Raw genomic sequence first — 15,945 nt, 5'->3', positions numbered from 1 at the left:
CTTTTCGCGCACGGGGCAAAGCCGTGCGCCCCCTTTTGCGAGAGCACCCCCGCTTTTGCGGAGCAAACAGGCCGGGGCTCCTGCTTTTCGCGCACGGGGCGAAGCCGTGCGCCCCCTTTAGCGAGAGCACCCCCGCTTTTGCGGAGCAAACAGGCCGGGGGGCTCCTGCTTTTCGCGCACGGGGCGAAGCCGTGCGCTTCCGGTGCGCCGTAAAGCGTGTCCGCAGGACAAAGCGGGCACCCGCACCCACGCAATCTTAGAAAGTTAAAAGCAAACTCCTACCGCCAAGCTTTCGGGTGGCCGGAGGGCAGCGCCCTTCGGAATCCCCCTTTGCAAGGGGGACTTAGGGGGATGTCAACACGAACACCCGTCCTTCTCTTCCCCGCCGAAATCCACCTGCGTCGGATAATCGTTATCGAAGCAGGAGAGGCACAGACCACCCTTGTAATCACCGCTGTTATAGCCGCTGATCGAATGGATCAGGCCTTCCGGCGAGAGGAACGCCAGCGAATCGGCGTTGATCTCCTCGCACATTTCTTCAATGGTCTTGTAGGAAGCAATCAGCTCGCGGCGGTCCGGTGTGTCGATACCGTAGAAGCAAGGGTTCTTGAACGGCGGCGAGGTGATCCGCACATGCACCTCGGTCGCTCCGGCTTCGCGCAGCAGATTGACGATCCGCCGCGAGGTCGTTCCGCGCACGATGGAATCGTCAATCATGACCACGCGCTGTCCTTCAACGACGCGGCGCACCGCGCTGAGCTTCATCTTCACGCCCTGCTCGCGCAGCTCCTGGCTCGGCTGAATGAAAGTCCGGCCGGTGTATTTGTTCTTGATCAGGCCAAGCTCATAGGGGATGCCGGTCTGCTCGGCGTAGCCGATGGCCGCCGAGATACTGGAATCCGGGACGCCGGTTACGATATCGGCGTCAACGAAGGCTTCCAGCGCCATGCGGCTGCCCATCCGCTTGCGGGCGGAGTGCAGGTTGGAGCCGTTCAGATCGCTGTCCGGCCGGGCAAAATAGATATATTCCATCGCACACAGCGCCTTGCGCTGCGGCTCGGCAAAATGGTCTTCCAGGAAGCCGTTCTGGTCAAGCACCAGCAGCTCGCCCGGTTCAATGTCACGGACGAACTTGGCGCCGATGACTTCCAGCGCACAGGATTCCGAAGCGAATACGTAGGCTTCGCCTACACGTCCCATAACCAGCGGGCGCAGGCCATGCGGGTCGGAAGCTACGATCAGCTTGTCATTGGTCATCAGCAGAAAGGCGAAGCCGCCCACCAGCTGCTGCAGCGCATCCTTGGTCGCTTCGACAAAATCCTTCTGCGAACGCGCAATCAGATGTGCCAGCACTTCCGTGTCGCTTGTGGTCTGGAAGATGGAACCGCCTTGCTCCAGCTGCTTGCGGATCAGGGGCTCATTGACTATATTCCCGTTGGTGGCAATCGCCAGATCCCCGTCGCGGTATTTGAAGACCAGCGGCTGCGCGTTGGTCAGCCTGCTGTCGCCGCTGGTGGAATAGCGTACATGGCCAATGGACATGTTGCCGATCAGTGAGGCGATTTTGTCTTTGTCGAACACTTCTTTGACCAACCCCATGCCGCGGTGGTAGTTGAAATCGCGCCCGTCTGCCACGCAAATGCCCGCGCTCTCTTCTCCACGGTGCTGCAGGGCGTGCAGGCCGTAATATGACATGGAAGCGGCTTCCGGGTGTCCGAAGACCCCAAAGACGCCGCATTCTTCTTTCAGCGTATCAAAAATATCTCCCGAGCCCGTTCCTTCATTGTAAAAGTCGCCGGTCCACAGGATAGGGGTCTCCTGCTCGTTCCCGGTCTTTATTTCATAAGACATGGAATAGCATCCTCCCAAGTGGTTTTTAATGCAGCTACAGCTTCGTCCAGTAAGGATGTGCCATCCAGGGATACACGCAGCCTGTCTCCGCCCACAGTTCCGATGATTTCTACCGGCACGCCGTAAGCGGCAACCGCCGCTTTCAGCTCTTCCGCATGTTCAGGCGCCGATGTCAATACGATACGGGACTGGCTCTCGCTGAACAACGCCACATCCGGGCGCAGTCCGCCTGCGGACAGCTCCACATTCGCACCGATGGAGCCGCTGATACAGCTCTCTGCCAGCGCTGCCGCCAAGCCGCCTTCAGAGAGGTCATGCGCCGAGCGGACCAAACCGTCGCGAATTGTGCCAAGCACGGCATCCAGCAGCTTCTGCTCTGCAGCCAGATCAAGCGCCGGCGGACGCCCTTCCGTCAGTCCGTGGACGGCATATTGGAATTCACTGCCGCCAAGCTCCGCTTTGGTTACACCCAGCAGCAGAATGGCGTCGCCCTCCTGCTTGAAGGCCTGTGTTGTAATGTGATCGGTATCCTCGACCAGTCCGACCATGCCGACAACCGGTGTCGGGTAGATCGCTCCGGATGCATTTTCATTGTACAGGCTGACATTTCCGCCGATAACCGGCGTGTCCAGGACACGGCAGGCTTCAGCCATTCCTTCTACCGCACGTTCCATTTGCCAGAAAATCTCCGGCTTCTCCGGACTGCCGAAGTTCAGGTTGTCCGTAATCGCCAGCGGCTTCGCCCCGGAGCAAACAATGTTGCGGGCGGCTTCACTGACAGCGATGCGTCCGCCGACTTCAGGGTCCAGATAGACATAACGTCCGTTGCAGTCCGTGGTCATGGCCAGGCCCTTGCGTGTGCCGTGAATGGTTACCACAGCAGCATCAGAACCGGGACGAACCGCCGTGCTGGTCCGCACCATGTAGTCATATTGGTTATATACCCAAGCTTTGCTTGCAACGGTTGGCGAAGCCAGCACGGTATGCAGCGCACCGCCCAGATCGGTCACTTCCTCATAACGCAGTGTGTCAACCGATGCGTTCTCTTCATAGTAAGCCGGAACTGCGGATGGTTTTTTATAGATCGGACATTCGTCAACAAGAGCTGTTACCGGCATGTCTCCGACAACCTCGCCGTGATGGAACAGCTTCAGACGGCCGTCATCCGTTACCTTCCCCACTTTGCGGCAAATGACGCCCCAGCGGTCAAAAATCTCCTGCGCCTGCGCCTCATCCTTGGGTTCAACGACAAACAGCATCCGCTCTTGCGATTCGGACAGCATCATTTCGTAAGGTGTCATGCCGTCTTCGCGCTGTGGCACCTGGTCCAGATACAGCTCCAGCCCGTTGCCCGCTTTACTTGCCATTTCGGCACTGGAGCAGGTCAGCCCGGCTGCGCCCATATCCTGAATGCCAAGCACGATGCCGCTGTCGATCAGCTCCAGGCAGGATTCCATAACCAGCTTTTCCATAAACGGATCGCCGACCTGCACCGCGGTTTTCTTGGCTTCCGATTCCTCACTCAGCTCTACGGAAGCGAAGGTTGCGCCGTGAATCCCGTCGCGTCCGGTAGGAGGACCTACATAGAACACGGGATTGCCTACGCCTTTGGCGACACCGCGCTGGATTTTGTCATGATCAATAAGGCCGACGCACATGGCATTGACCAGCGGATTGCCGTCATAGCTGTCGTCGAACATAATTTCGCCGCCCACTGTCGGAATCCCGATACAGTTGCCGTAGCCTGCAATACCGGAGACGACATGCTCGAACAGATATTTGACCCGGTCGCTTTCAAGCTTCCCGAAACGCAGGGAGTTCAGCAGCGCCACCGGTCTTGCTCCCATGGAGAAGATATCACGGATAATTCCGCCCACTCCGGTAGCTGCGCCTTGATAAGGCTCTACCGCCGAAGGATGGTTGTGGCTTTCGATTTTGAATACAACCGCCTGGTTGTCGCCGATGTCTACAATCCCGGCGCCTTCGCCCGGTCCCATCAGCACGCGCGGTCCGCTTGTAGGGAAACGGCCCAGCAGCGGCTTGGAATTCTTGTACGCGCAGTGCTCGGACCACATGACGCTGAAGACGCCGATTTCCGTATAGTTTGGCTTACGGCCCATGAAAGAAGTGATGAGCTCATATTCGCTGTCCGACACACCGAATTGGCTGTAGATTTTCTGCTCCGCGATTTGCTCTGCGGTCGGCTCCTTAGCGGATACTTGCTGCGTCATAACGATCCCTCCATGTCTTGAGAATGGATGTGAACATCCGTTTGCCGTCTTCCGAGCCAAGCAGGCTGTCCGCCGCCCGTTCCGGGTGGGGCATCATGCCAACCACGTTGCCCGCTTTGTTGCTCACGCCTGCAATATCGGCTACCGAGCCGTTAGGGTTGTCTGTGTATGTGAATACGATCTGATGGTTGGCCCGGAGCGATGCCAAAGTCTCCTCATCGCAATAATAGTTGCCTTCACCGTGCGCGATGGGAATGACAATTTCTTCATCCTTCACATAATTAACAGTAAAAGGCGTATTGTTATTAACGACCTTAAGCACCGTGTCGTGACAGCGGAATTTCATTGAACTATTGCGAAGCAGCGCCCCCGGCAGAAGCCCGGCTTCGGTCAGGATTTGGAATCCGTTGCAGATGCCGAGCACGAATTTGCCCTGCTCCGCAGCCTTGGCTACTTCAGCCATAACCGGAGCGAACCGGGAAATTGCGCCGCAGCGCAGATAATCGCCATAAGAGAAGCCGCCCGGCACGAGAATGCAGTCATAGGCAGACAGATCTGTCGCCGTATGCCACACATAATCCACTGGTTCACCAAGGCTGTCTTCCACCGCTTTGTAGCAGTCAATGTCACAATTGGAGCCTGGAAAGACAAGTACAGCAAATTTCATGACTTTTAGTCCTCCAATTCGTAGCGGTAATCCTCGATCACCGTGTTGGCCAGCAGCTTTTCGCACATTTCCTTCAGACGTCCTTCCGCCTCGGCGCGGTTGTCGGTATCGAGGGTCAACTCCATATATTTGCCGATACGCAAGCTCTCCACTTCCTGAAAACCTACGGAATGCAGCGCCCCTTGCACGGCTACACCTTGGGGATCGAGCACACTCTTTTTGATGGTGACATAGACTGTCGCTTTTAACATACGCTTGTAGTTCCTCCTAAAATTTAATGAGCTTGGCCTGGCGGTTAATAATGATTGCTTGCCATCTATAAAGACTTGCCGGTAAGGCGATGATAAATATCCAGATAACGGCGGGTGGTTTCTTCTACGACTTCCAGCGGCAGCGGGTCCGGAGTGCTGTTCTTGTCCCAGGAGGATGCGGAAAGATACGCCCGGACCGGCTCCTTGTCCATACTGTCAATCTCAATATCCAGTGCGTACTTATCCCTGGCCCAGAAGCGCGAAGCATCCGGTGTGAAAATCTCATCAATGAGGATAACCTTGCCGTCCAGCAGGCCGAACTCGAATTTGCAATCCGCGAGAATGATTCCATGCTCCTCACAATACTCTCTGGCAAAAGCGAACAGCTTCAGGCTCTTCTCCTTAAGCTCCAGCGCCAGCTCCGCACCAATCAGCTCCTGCATCTTCTCAAAAGGGATATCCTCGTCGTGTCCGACATCGTTTTTGGCCGCAGGGGTGAAAATCGGCTGGGCAAGCACTGCGTTTTTGCGCAAGTAAGCGGGAAGCTCGATTCCGTTGACCTTGCCGGTCTCCTGATACTGCCGCCAGCCTCCGCCGGTAATGCACCCGCGCACTACGCATTCAATGTCAATGCGCTCCGCTTTGCGGACAACCATAATGCGGTTCTTGAGCGCTTCCCGGTCCTTCACGGCCTCTCCAAGCTGGTCCACATCGATATGCACGACATGGTTCTCCATAAGCTCCTTGGTTTTGCCGAACCAGAATGCGCTGAGCCGGTTGAGCACATTGCCCTTCTCCGGCACCGCCGGGTCAAGCACATAATCGAACGCGGAGATCCGGTCCGTAACGACGATCAGCGCCTGTTCCCCCAGATCGTACAGTTCGCGAACCTTTCCTTTGTAGAGCAGCGGTGCATTTACGAGATCCACAGCCGTGGATACGGCAGGATGTGTCATGACCTTTCCTCCCTTTAACTAATGATCTTGCGTATATACTTACCTTTTATTAAATAAGCTCCAGCTTGCGGAAGATAGTGTCCACATGCTTGAGGTGCCATGACGGATTGAACGCATCCGCAATCTCTTCCGGGCTGAGCACAGCGGTGATCTCCGGTGTAGCTTCAACGATATCGCGGAACTGGGTCTGCTCCTCCCAGGCCTGCATCGCACGGGGCTGCACGGTATCGTACGCCTGCTCGCGGCTGAAGCCTTTGTCGATCAGCTTCGTCAGGATGCGGCCGGAGAACGGCACGCCGAAGGTGCGGTTCATGTTGCGCTTCATATTTTCCGGGAACACGGTCAGGTTCTTCACAATGTTGCCGAAGCGGTTCAGCATATAGTTCAGCAGCATAGTCGCATCGGGCAGGATAATCCGTTCCACGGAGGAATGCGAGATATCGCGTTCATGCCACAGCGGAACGTTCTCGTAAGCAGTAACCATATGGCCGCGAATCACGCGGGAGAGACCGGAGATATTCTCACAGCCGATAGGATTGCGTTTATGCGGCATTGCCGACGAGCCCTTTTGTCCCTTGGCAAAGGCTTCCTCCACCTCGCGGATTTCACTCTTTTGCAGCGCGCGGATCTCTGTGGCGAACTTGTCCAGGGAAGTGGCGACCAGCGCCAGCGCAGCCATATATTCCGCGTGGCGGTCACGCTGCAGCGTCTGTGTGGAAATCGGCGCGGGACTCGTGCCCAGCTTGCGGCAGACGAATTCTTCGACGAACGGGTCGATATTGGCGTAGGTGCCGACTGCGCCGGAGATTTTGCCAAACTGCACGCCGTTTGCGGCATGGCGGAACCGCTCCAGGTTGCGCTTCATCTCCTCGTACCAGAGCGCCATTTTGAGTCCAAAGGTGGTTGGCTCGGCATGTACGCCATGGGTGCGTCCCATCATCGGTGTGTCCTTGTAGGCTAAGGCCTTGTCTTTGAGAATTCCGATGAAATTAATGATGTCCTTCTCCAGGATCTCGTTGGCCTGGCGAAGCAGATAACCAAGCGCCGTATCGACAACGTCCGTGGAGGTGAGTCCGTAGTGCACCCATTTGCGCTCCGCCCCCAGGCTCTCTGACACCGCACGGGTAAAAGCAATGACGTCATGGCGCGTTTCCAGCTCAATCTCATTAATGCGGACGATGTCGAATTTGGCATCCTTCCGCAGCTTCGCGGCATCCTCATGCGGGATCACTCCCAGCTCGGCCCAAGCCTCGCAGGCGCAAATCTCCACTTCCAGCCACGCGTTGAATTTATTTTCTTCGGTCCAAATGGCCCGCATTTCAGGTCTGCTGTAACGTTCAATCATATCTGGTCAGTTCCTCCAAAGGTTAGTTTGCTCCACCCAGGACAGCCCGTCGCCGGTATCCTTGCAGAGCAGGTTGATGTGGCCCATTTTGCGGCCGGTTTTGCTCTCAGTCTTGCCATATATATGAAGCTTGGGTGCTACACCAAGCCGGTTTGCTTCTTCATCCGTGGTGCTGGCTGCCCGAATGGCCCCGTCCAGATGCTGGCCGAGCACATTTACCATAACTACGGGAGTCAGCAGCGCAGTGTCGCCCAGCGGCAGATTGCAGATGGCACGCACATGCTGCTCAAACTGCGAGGTTATGCAGGCATCCATCGTATAATGCCCGGAATTATGCGGGCGCGGCGCCAGCTCATTCACGAACAGCTCGCCCGCTTCGGTTACGAACATCTCCACCGCCAGCAGTCCGACGGCGTTCATCCCGGTGACAATCCGCTCAGCCAGCTCGCAGGCCCGCCGCTGAATCTGCTCCGGCACCCTGGCAGGCACGATGGACAGGTGCAGGATGTTGTTCACGTGGATGTTCTCCGAGGGCGGGAAGCTCTTGACCTCGCCGGAGGCGCTGCGGGCGGCAACCACAGAAATTTCGCACTTGAAGGCGACAAATTTCTCCAGCACCAGCTCCGGCAGCGCGGCTCTCTCTGAAGCGCCGGGCGCTACCTGCCGGAAGGCGGCTTCCAGCTCTTCCGCCCGGCGGATGACGGCTTGTCCCTTGCCGTCATATCCCCCTGTGGCTGTCTTCAGCACACAGGGCAGGCCCAGGTCGGCAGCCGCGGCCGTAAGCTCCGCCAGGCTGCCGACCTTGCGGTACGGGGCCACGGCGACGCCCGCCGCCTCGATGGCGGCCTTCTCGCGCAGCCGGTGCTGCGTCGTATACAGCAGCCCGCTGCCTTGCGGCACGTACGATTCATTCGTCAGCAGCGCGGCTACACCCGCGTCGACGTTCTCGAACTCGTACGTGATGACGTCCGCGCGCTGCGCCAGCTCACGCGCCGCGTCCCGGTCGTCATACGCCGCTGTAATCTGCGGCGTTACTTGCCCGCAGGGCGCATCCGGCGCAGGGTCCAGCGCCACGAAGCGGTAGCCCATGGCGCTGCCGGCCAGCGCCATCATGCGCCCGAGCTGCCCGCCGCCGAGCACGCCGATTGTCGCGCCGGGCAGCAGCGTCCGGGGCGTGTCCGCCCCCGGTGCGGCGATGTCCTCCGAAGCGGCGGCAGCCGTCTTCGGAATCCCCTCAGCCCGCAGCGGCTCCCGGCCTCCTTCCCCCGTAACCTCAGCAGCCCCAGCTTTCAGCTTCTCCGGTTGGGGTCCCCGTCCGTCCGTCATCAAGGCTTCCGGCTGAGTCTCCAGCCTCTCCGCCTTCAGCTTCTCTGAGCTCATAGGCTGTCGCTGCTTTCCAGCACTTCGCGCTGAATGGCGTCGCGCCGCCGCTGCGCCCGGCTCTGCACCTCAGGGTCGAACGCGCCGATGATCTGCGCGGCGAGAAGCCCTGCATTGGTAGCTCCGGCCCGGCCAATGGCTACTGTCGCCACCGGAATGCCGCCCGGCATCTGCACGATGGAGAGCAGCGAATCCAGTCCGTTCAGCGCCTTCGACTGCACCGGTACACCAATGACAGGCAGCAGCGTCTTCGCCGCCACCATGCCCGGCAGATGCGCCGCCCCTCCCGCTCCGGCGATAATCACGCGCAGACCCCGGCCCGCCGCTTCCTCCGCATAGCGGAACATGAGATCCGGTGTGCGGTGCGCCGAGATCACCTTTTTCTCATACGCTACGCCCAGCTCCTCAAGCACCACACAAGCATGCTCCATCGTTTCCCAATCTGATTTGCTGCCCATGATGACACCAACCTGCACAGACATGATTCAACCTACCTTCCATTCCCTGATTTACGGACTCGAGCTGCTATAAGTTTGTCCTATTTCACTTTAGTTTTCCATAATTCCGAAAAAAAAAGCCCGGATTCCAGACGCATTTTGCTGCGGGTGGACCCAGACTACTTCAGGAATTAGGAGAGCTGCCCGTCTTCACCGCTCCAGCGGCATGCAACAGGGACAAGCACACAGCTCGCCGCCCCGGACCCGGGGCGGCGCTGGCGGCTGTTCTAGTCATCCTATTTCCTCGTAGTCCGGCAATTTACGGTTACCGGGTAGAAACTTCCGGGCCTTATCCCCGGCTTTATACGAGTTCTTCATAGGTTCATCTTAACAATGGCCTACACTTCATGTCAACTTAAACACGAACATTGTCAAATATGATAGTTGAAATGTTCGCTTTTGGGCACATTTGAATTCCCTGCTCCGCCTGATATCCGGCAGTCTATAAGAAAAAAGGGGAACGCAGCAGCGCTCCTCCGGGCAAATGTATTATTTAACGACCAGTACCGGAATGCGCGCGCTCTGAACCACATTGTGGCTTACACTGCCCAGAACAAACTCACGGATTCCGCCGAGCCCGCGGCTGCCGATAACGATCACATCCGCACCATGCTCCTTGGCGTAATTCAAGATTACTTCAGCAGGCGAGCCCTGCAGCAGTTCAACCGTCGCGTTCAATCCTTCCGCTTCCAGACGGCTTTTTACTTCGTCGGTGGTCTGCACCGCCAGATCGTAATAATCCTTGTTCACCGAAGCCGGCAGAGGCGCGAGAGCTTCCCCGATGAAAAACCGCGGGAATTCAAAAGCGTGTACGACGTAAAGGGATGAGCCCGGAGTTACCTTAGCCAGTTCGATCGCGCGCTCCAATGCCTGATTGGAAGCCTTGGAACCGTCATAGGCCAGCAAAATTTTAGAGAATAACATGTACGCCACCTCTTCTTCTGTTTTGTTTATCCCAAAAAGTAACCATACAGCAAGATGTTCAGCAGCAGCAAGAGCGGAATTCCGATCCGGAAGGAAGTATGCCTGGTCTTGTGGCGCTTGCGGTACATGGCAATGAGCACACCCAGCGCTCCGCCCATGAACGCCAGCAGAAACAATGTTTTTTCCGGTACCCGGTCCCGTCTTTTACGGGCTTTGTTCTTGTCCTCGGACATCACCACATACCCGATGATATTAATCAGTGCGAACCACAGCAGTACTACCTGGACCATCCTTCCCGGCGCCTCCTCCCACTCATCCTATCTACTATATATTATATTACCCTTTTGGACAAAAAACCAATAATCCTAACATCACCTGCCAAGTATCCGCCCGGCTCTTTTCCCTCTTCCGCCGGATTCACCCCTGTCTCTAATCCATACCCAGGACAATACCGCCGCTAGCGCTGCCGCTATTCCTCCCAGCCAGAATCCTCCCTTCAAGCCGTAGGCCGAACTCATCCAGCCCGCCACAAAAGGCCCTCCCGACATGCCGATAGCGTATACCGCCTGGTAGAAGCCCATCGCTGTTGCCCGTTTAAACGGAGCCACCCCGGAGACTGATTTGCCCAGCAGCAAAGGGAAAATCAGCCCTTGCATAAAGCCATTGCCCGCCTGGGTCGCGCATAGAGCCGCAAGTGTCGGCATTGAAGGAATCAGCAGTGTGAACAGCGCACTTCCGGCAAAACCAAACAGCAAGGTTCCCCGGTCTCCCAGCAGCCTGCCGAACCACCGGGAACCGTATAATGTCGCTGCCGCATGAGGCAGCATGAATGCGAGAGTCAGCCAGCCGAGGCTTTCCTTGCTCGCTCCGATATCAAGCGCCTGATTCGGGGTATAACCGAACATTGTAATGAACAGCACACAATGCGCCAGCACCGATAAAAGCGAAACTTTAACCAGCAGCGGTTCTTTGACTACTTTTGCCAGGTCTCTGATTCGGATCGCACTCCCGCGCTTCTCCTGCCGATGCTCCGGCAAGCGGAGCACAAGCAGCAAAGCTGCAGCCGCCACAGCTCCACCGATAACAAACGGGGCATTCCAGCCCCAGTGGTCTGCTATATAGCCGCTGATCATCATGCTCGTCAGCTGAGCGATCACCGTTGTAAACTGCAGCATGCCCATGGCTTTGCCGGCTTCTTCTTTGGGAAAATACCCGGCGAACATCACCGAATAGACCACCCAGGCCGAAGCTGCAATTCCGGACACTGCCCGTGCAGCCAACGCCCAGCCAGGGTGCGCACCGGCCAGGAACAGCAGGCAGCTAGTGCCGCTAGCGATCATCCCCAGATAGATAAACGGCCGTTGCCGATTCATCACATCCGATACAATGCCGATTGGCAGCCGGAACAGTATCTGCATCAGCCCGTATACCCCAAGCACTGCGCCGACCATGATATAGGAAGCTCCAAGATGCTCCACATACGGCGAGAGTACCGGAACATAGATGTAAGAAGAGAACCAGAACATAAAAACTATTATTAAAAAGTAAAACCGGCTTCCGCCCCAGCTTTGCCGGACCTCCACTGCTTGTGGTCCCTTACTTTTCTGCTGAACCATTGCCACACTATCACCCGCTCATTCCTATTTTTCCGCAAACGCTGCCTTTCCAGCTTCACAGCCTTAAGTAAAGCATATTTACAGTTTGTTGGACAGTCCTGAAACATTTCTCCTGAGCCTGCGGCACAGAATTTCGTGTCAGGAAACGTAACAGCCTCTTCAAGCAATGTTGTTTTCTCTCCAATACTATTTTCTCTCAAAATAAAGACTGCCGAACATTTTCGGCAGTCTTTATCACATCCCAAGTCAGACCTTTCTCTGCTGCTGCTGCTGCAGCTCAGGCCGCTTGCTCCCCTTATTTCCCCTTTTCCTTAGCTTCCATCGCTGCTTTGAGCAGCTCGCCCAAGTTAGAGCCCACACTTTCGGGTTTGCTGTACTGCTGCACCAGCTTCTGCTGCTCGCGCTTATTGATATGCTTGTGGTCCTTATCCATTGTTTCTGTAATCCCGCAGCCAAGACACTGGACATAGCGCCCGGCCTTACCCTCTTTAAGCTCCATCTTCTTATGGCACTGCGGACAGCGGCGGTTCGATAACTGCTTCTCACCCGCCCGGGTATAACCGCAAGCATCTGCCGGACAGACCAGAAGCTTGCCGCGTTTGGTCTTCTTCTCCAGCATCCGCGTTCCGCAATTCGGACAATGGCTGCTGGAAACGTTATGCGGCTTGTATTCCGCACCGCTGTTCTTCACACCAGCCACGAGCTCCCGGGCCATGCTGCGGATGCCCTCCAAAAAAGGCTCAGGTCTTCCCTGTCCGCGGGCAATCTTCTCCAATTCGCCCTCCCAGCGTGCCGTCAGCTCTGGTGTGCGCAGTTGCCCAGCCACCAGCGCAATCAGCTGCTTGCCCTTTCCTGTAGGATGCAGCAGATTGCCCTGGCGTTCAATGGTATCCGAGCTGACCAGCTTCTCGATAATGTCGGCACGGGTAGCCGGCGTTCCCAGCCCGTGCTTCTCCATCTGTGTCAGCAGTGAAGCTTCATTGTAGCGCTTTGGCGGCTGTGTCCGGCCTGGACGGATCAGACAGCGCTGGATGGTAACTGGGTCACCTTCATGCAGCTCCGGCAGCTTCACACTGCTTGCCGCAGGTTCATCTGCGGCATTCTCGTCTTCGTCATCGCTGCTCATATCTCCGCCGTACACCTCGCGCCAGCCCGCTTCCTTTACCGTCGTTCCTTTGACATGGAAGCTCTCTCCCTCCACGCTTACCGTCACAGCTACTGCGTCGTAACGCGCCGGAGGATAGAACAGGCTGATAAACCGCCGGACAATCAGATCATAGAGCTTGCGCTCCTCCGCACCCAGCAAATTGAGCAGCACGGTCTGCTCTGTAGGAATAATCGCGTGGTGGTCACTTACCTTGCTGTCGTCCACAATCCGCTTGCTGGTCGGCAGAGGCTTCCTCAGCAGCGGTCTTGTTAGTGCAGCGTAAGGCCCAACAGCCACGCTGTCCAGCCTTTCTTTTAGCGTACCCGTCATATCCGAAGTCAGATGCCGGCTGTCCGTACGCGGATAAGTCACCAGCTTGTGCTGCTCATACAGCCGTTGAAGCACACTGGAGGTTTGCTTAGCCGAGAATCCGAACTTGCGGTTGGCATCACGCTGGAGCTCAGTGAGATCATAGGCCAGGGGGTGCGGTTCGCTCTTCTCGCTTTTTTGCACCTTGGTAATCCGTCCGCTGCGTCCGGTAAGCTTCTCTTTCAACACTGCCGTTTTATCCCGGTCAAAAATACGCCCATCCCCGCCCTGCGCCCGCCAGCCCGCCTGAAAGCTGCCAAAATCAGCCGTAAGCTGATCATACTCCTGGGAGCGGAAGCCGGTAATTTCACTTTCACGGTCCATAATCATGCCCAGCGTCGGTGTCTGCACCCTCCCTGCCGAGAGCGGAGCGCCGAACCTGCAGGTCAGTGCCCGCGTCACGTTAAGCCCGATCATCCAATCTGCCTCAGCCCGGCAGCGGGCCGATTCATACAGCCGGTCAAAATCCCGCCCCGGCCGGAGCGAAGCGAACCCTTCCTTAATCGCTTTATCCGTCTGCGAAGAGATCCACAAGCGCCGGAACGGCTTCTTCCATCCAGCCATATTCATGATCCAGCGCGCCAGCAGCTCGCCCTCACGCGCAGCATCTGTGGCAACAATCAGTTCCTCAATATCCTGCCGTTTCATAAGCTGCTGCACCGCCTTGTACTGCTGGCTCGTCTCCCGCAGCACCTTCAGCTTGGCCTTCTCCGGCAAAATTGGCAAATCCTCCAATGCCCAGCTGGCATATTTATTATTATAGTCCTCCGGCTCCGCCAGGCCCACCAAATGTCCCAAAGCCCAGGTAACCACATATCTCGGTCCTTCAATATAGCTCTTCTGTTTGTTTGCACAGCCCATGACCCGCGCAATCTCACGCGCAACCGACGGTTTTTCCGCAAGTACCAATACCTTCATAGCTCTCTCCATTCCCTATCCTTTATTACAAATCTTCAAAACTCCAGGCATGCGGTAAAGAGCAATTTATCCCCTGCTGCACCCTGGACAAATATTCCTTCGGCGATTGAAGCTGATCGCTGGATCTGAATTTCCTCTCCGAACCTCGCTTCTTGTACATAAGTAATCCGGAAACGCTTCAGCTCCCTGACTCCCCATTCCTCCAAAGAAAGAGCATCGCAGCAGATCTCTCCATACCGCGCATTATTTAAATGATAGTTGCTGTCCAGACCACAGAACCGGACCTGGTAATTATACGCGTTCTGGAGGCTTATATGATCTGAAATTGTTACCTTATCAGGCATTGCGCCGACAGAGTCACCCTCATAGTGAATCACAGGCACCGGAAGTGCAGTAGGCCGTAATATTTTCCGCTTCTCAATATCCACCAGCGCCCAGATGGAACGCGCTACAGCTACCTCTTCATGATTAATATCATAAATACGGTAATCCCGCTGCCATAACGCCCCTTTGGTTCCTTTACTCCATGTTTGAACTGTCAGCTGATCACTAAGCCTTGGCATCCGCCGTATTTCAAGCTCCAGGGTAATCAGCATCCAGCCCATTCCAGCCCCCCGCATCTGCTCCAGACTCAAACCAAGTGCATTGACCGCGGCATCCGCTGTACGCTGCATGATTTCCAGAATGAACGAGAGCTTGCCTTGAGATCGGTAATCCGTATCACTTGACTGGACAACAAACTGCTCTGTCCACAGAAGATTAGGTATATTATCCACTACGTTATCCCCTTTGCAACATAAGAAAACTAATTTCAGAAAAAAAGAGCCTATGTATCCACATCTATTCTACACTATCCACCTAAACTGGGGAGTACTTCGGGACCTATGTGCAATAAAAATCCTCATCCACATGTGGATAAGGATTTGTGCAGCCTTTCTCATCGCATATTCTATCCACAACCCGTAGTCCGTGGACACTTCCACCAAAACAAGAACAAAACGGCTATACCGTCCTTAACTGGACAGTGCAGCTGTTTGGGATTTCAGGTGTAAGACGGCCTGCTGAAACCACCCGGCGGGAAGCCCAAGTGGAAAAAGTGAACTTAATTCTCCCTGCATCCCCTTTTTCGCAAGCGTTAGTGGGAAAAAGGATAACTAAATCATCCGATTCCCCCCATTTCAGGGGAATGCGCTTCAATTAAGTCTACTTTTTCCCACTAACTCCTTCTAACGAAGGATTTTTCGTCCATTAGGTTTACTAATTCCACTTCACTTCCCTACCCCGCGATATCAGTTAGCCTCCCCTAAATTCACTGTTCCTCCTGCAAAGCAGAACCCAGAGGTTCAGCACGCTACAATGTATTTTGACTTATTTCCAACTTTCCACATGGCTTATCTCCAATTCCCAAAACAACAAAAAAGCCATTGCCGATTGCTCGACAATGGCTCGGTGTGCTTGGCGGCGTCCTACTCTCCCGGGACCCTTCGGTCCAAGTACCATCGGCGCTGGAGGGCTTAACGGTCGTGTTCGGGATGGGTACGCGTGGAACCCCTCCGCTATCGCCACCAAACATGATTTTTCGAAGCTCCCGCTTCTCGAAATCGCTGCGAGAAAAGATCAGTCCTCTCAAAGGACATGCAGCTTAAGCTATATCAGGACTTTGATTCCTGAAAACTGAATCCGAAACGAATCTGCGTTTTATGTTCTTGGATAAGCCCTCGACCGATTAGTATTGGTCAGCTCCATGCATTGCTGCACTTCCACCTCCAACCTATCTACCTCGTCGTCTTCAA

Annotated in this window: 13 protein-coding genes, 1 rRNA gene and 1 riboswitch; all 14 genes read right to left on the bottom strand. The window is 55.8% G+C overall.

Annotated elements, in window-relative coordinates:
- Positions 1–354 precede the first annotated feature (354 nt).
- The 14 genes from purF to rrf all read right to left on the bottom strand — a co-directional run bounded on the left by purF (position 355) and on the right by rrf (position 15,722).
- Entirely contained in the window at positions 355–1,851 is a 1,497-nt protein-coding gene (purF, locus tag HYD27_RS11100; RefSeq protein WP_219214925.1) for an amidophosphoribosyltransferase, read from the bottom strand.
- On the bottom strand, positions 1,836–4,082 hold the full coding sequence (gene purL, locus HYD27_RS11095; protein ID WP_219214921.1) for a phosphoribosylformylglycinamidine synthase subunit PurL: 2,247 nt from the start codon (positions 4,080–4,082) through the stop codon (positions 1,836–1,838). Before purL ends, purF begins: the two co-directional genes overlap by 16 nt.
- Positions 4,060–4,749, bottom strand: coding sequence for a phosphoribosylformylglycinamidine synthase subunit PurQ (gene purQ, locus HYD27_RS11090; protein WP_219214916.1), 690 nt, complete (start codon positions 4,747–4,749; stop codon positions 4,060–4,062). Before purQ ends, purL begins: the two co-directional genes overlap by 23 nt.
- A 5-nt stretch (positions 4,750–4,754) precedes the next feature.
- Positions 4,755–5,000, bottom strand: a complete 246-nt coding sequence (gene purS / locus HYD27_RS11085) for a phosphoribosylformylglycinamidine synthase subunit PurS (protein ID WP_019913657.1) — start codon at positions 4,998–5,000, stop codon at positions 4,755–4,757.
- 65 nt (positions 5,001–5,065) lie between these two features.
- A complete protein-coding gene (locus HYD27_RS11080) occupies positions 5,066–5,956 on the bottom strand; it encodes a phosphoribosylaminoimidazolesuccinocarboxamide synthase (RefSeq protein ID WP_219214912.1) in 891 nt (296 codons plus the stop codon).
- A 49-nt stretch (positions 5,957–6,005) separates the two neighbouring features.
- Positions 6,006–7,301, bottom strand: a complete 1,296-nt coding sequence (gene purB / locus HYD27_RS11075) for an adenylosuccinate lyase (RefSeq protein ID WP_219214910.1) — start codon at positions 7,299–7,301, stop codon at positions 6,006–6,008.
- A 6-nt stretch (positions 7,302–7,307) separates the two neighbouring features.
- Positions 7,308–8,681, bottom strand: coding sequence for a 5-(carboxyamino)imidazole ribonucleotide synthase (purK, locus tag HYD27_RS11070; protein ID WP_228745085.1), 1,374 nt, complete (start codon positions 8,679–8,681; stop codon positions 7,308–7,310).
- Positions 8,678–9,163, bottom strand: a complete 486-nt coding sequence (purE, locus tag HYD27_RS11065) for a 5-(carboxyamino)imidazole ribonucleotide mutase (RefSeq protein ID WP_219214907.1) — start codon at positions 9,161–9,163, stop codon at positions 8,678–8,680. The genes purK and purE overlap by 4 nt, the downstream gene beginning before the upstream one ends.
- A 242-nt stretch (positions 9,164–9,405) precedes the next feature.
- A riboswitch (purine riboswitch) is annotated at positions 9,406–9,507 on the bottom strand.
- Positions 9,508–9,667: 160 nt separating this feature from the next.
- A complete protein-coding gene (locus HYD27_RS11060) occupies positions 9,668–10,102 on the bottom strand; it encodes a universal stress protein (protein ID WP_219214904.1) in 435 nt (144 codons plus the stop codon).
- A gap of 26 nt (positions 10,103–10,128) precedes the next feature.
- A complete protein-coding gene (locus tag HYD27_RS11055) occupies positions 10,129–10,392 on the bottom strand; it encodes a DUF1294 domain-containing protein (RefSeq protein ID WP_219214902.1) in 264 nt (87 codons plus the stop codon).
- Positions 10,393–10,473: 81 nt separating this feature from the next.
- Positions 10,474–11,718, bottom strand: coding sequence for an MFS transporter (locus HYD27_RS11050; protein WP_220101592.1), 1,245 nt, complete (start codon positions 11,716–11,718; stop codon positions 10,474–10,476).
- A gap of 295 nt (positions 11,719–12,013) precedes the next feature.
- Entirely contained in the window at positions 12,014–14,152 is a 2,139-nt protein-coding gene (locus HYD27_RS11045) for a DNA topoisomerase III (RefSeq protein WP_219214895.1), read from the bottom strand.
- A 35-nt stretch (positions 14,153–14,187) separates the two neighbouring features.
- Positions 14,188–14,928, bottom strand: a complete 741-nt coding sequence (locus HYD27_RS11040) for an acyl-[acyl-carrier-protein] thioesterase (protein WP_219214892.1) — start codon at positions 14,926–14,928, stop codon at positions 14,188–14,190.
- Between the two features lie 677 nt (positions 14,929–15,605).
- Positions 15,606–15,722 (bottom strand): 5S ribosomal RNA (gene rrf, locus HYD27_RS11035).
- Between the last annotated feature and the right edge of the window lie 223 nt (positions 15,723–15,945).

Origin of the sequence: Paenibacillus sp. S150 (genome assembly GCF_019352175.1) — a bacterium.
Taxonomy (GTDB): domain Bacteria; phylum Bacillota; class Bacilli; order Paenibacillales; family Paenibacillaceae; genus Paenibacillus_AQ.
The sequence above is the reverse complement of the archived record's forward strand: the minus strand, read 5'-3'. Positions and strand labels throughout refer to the sequence as shown.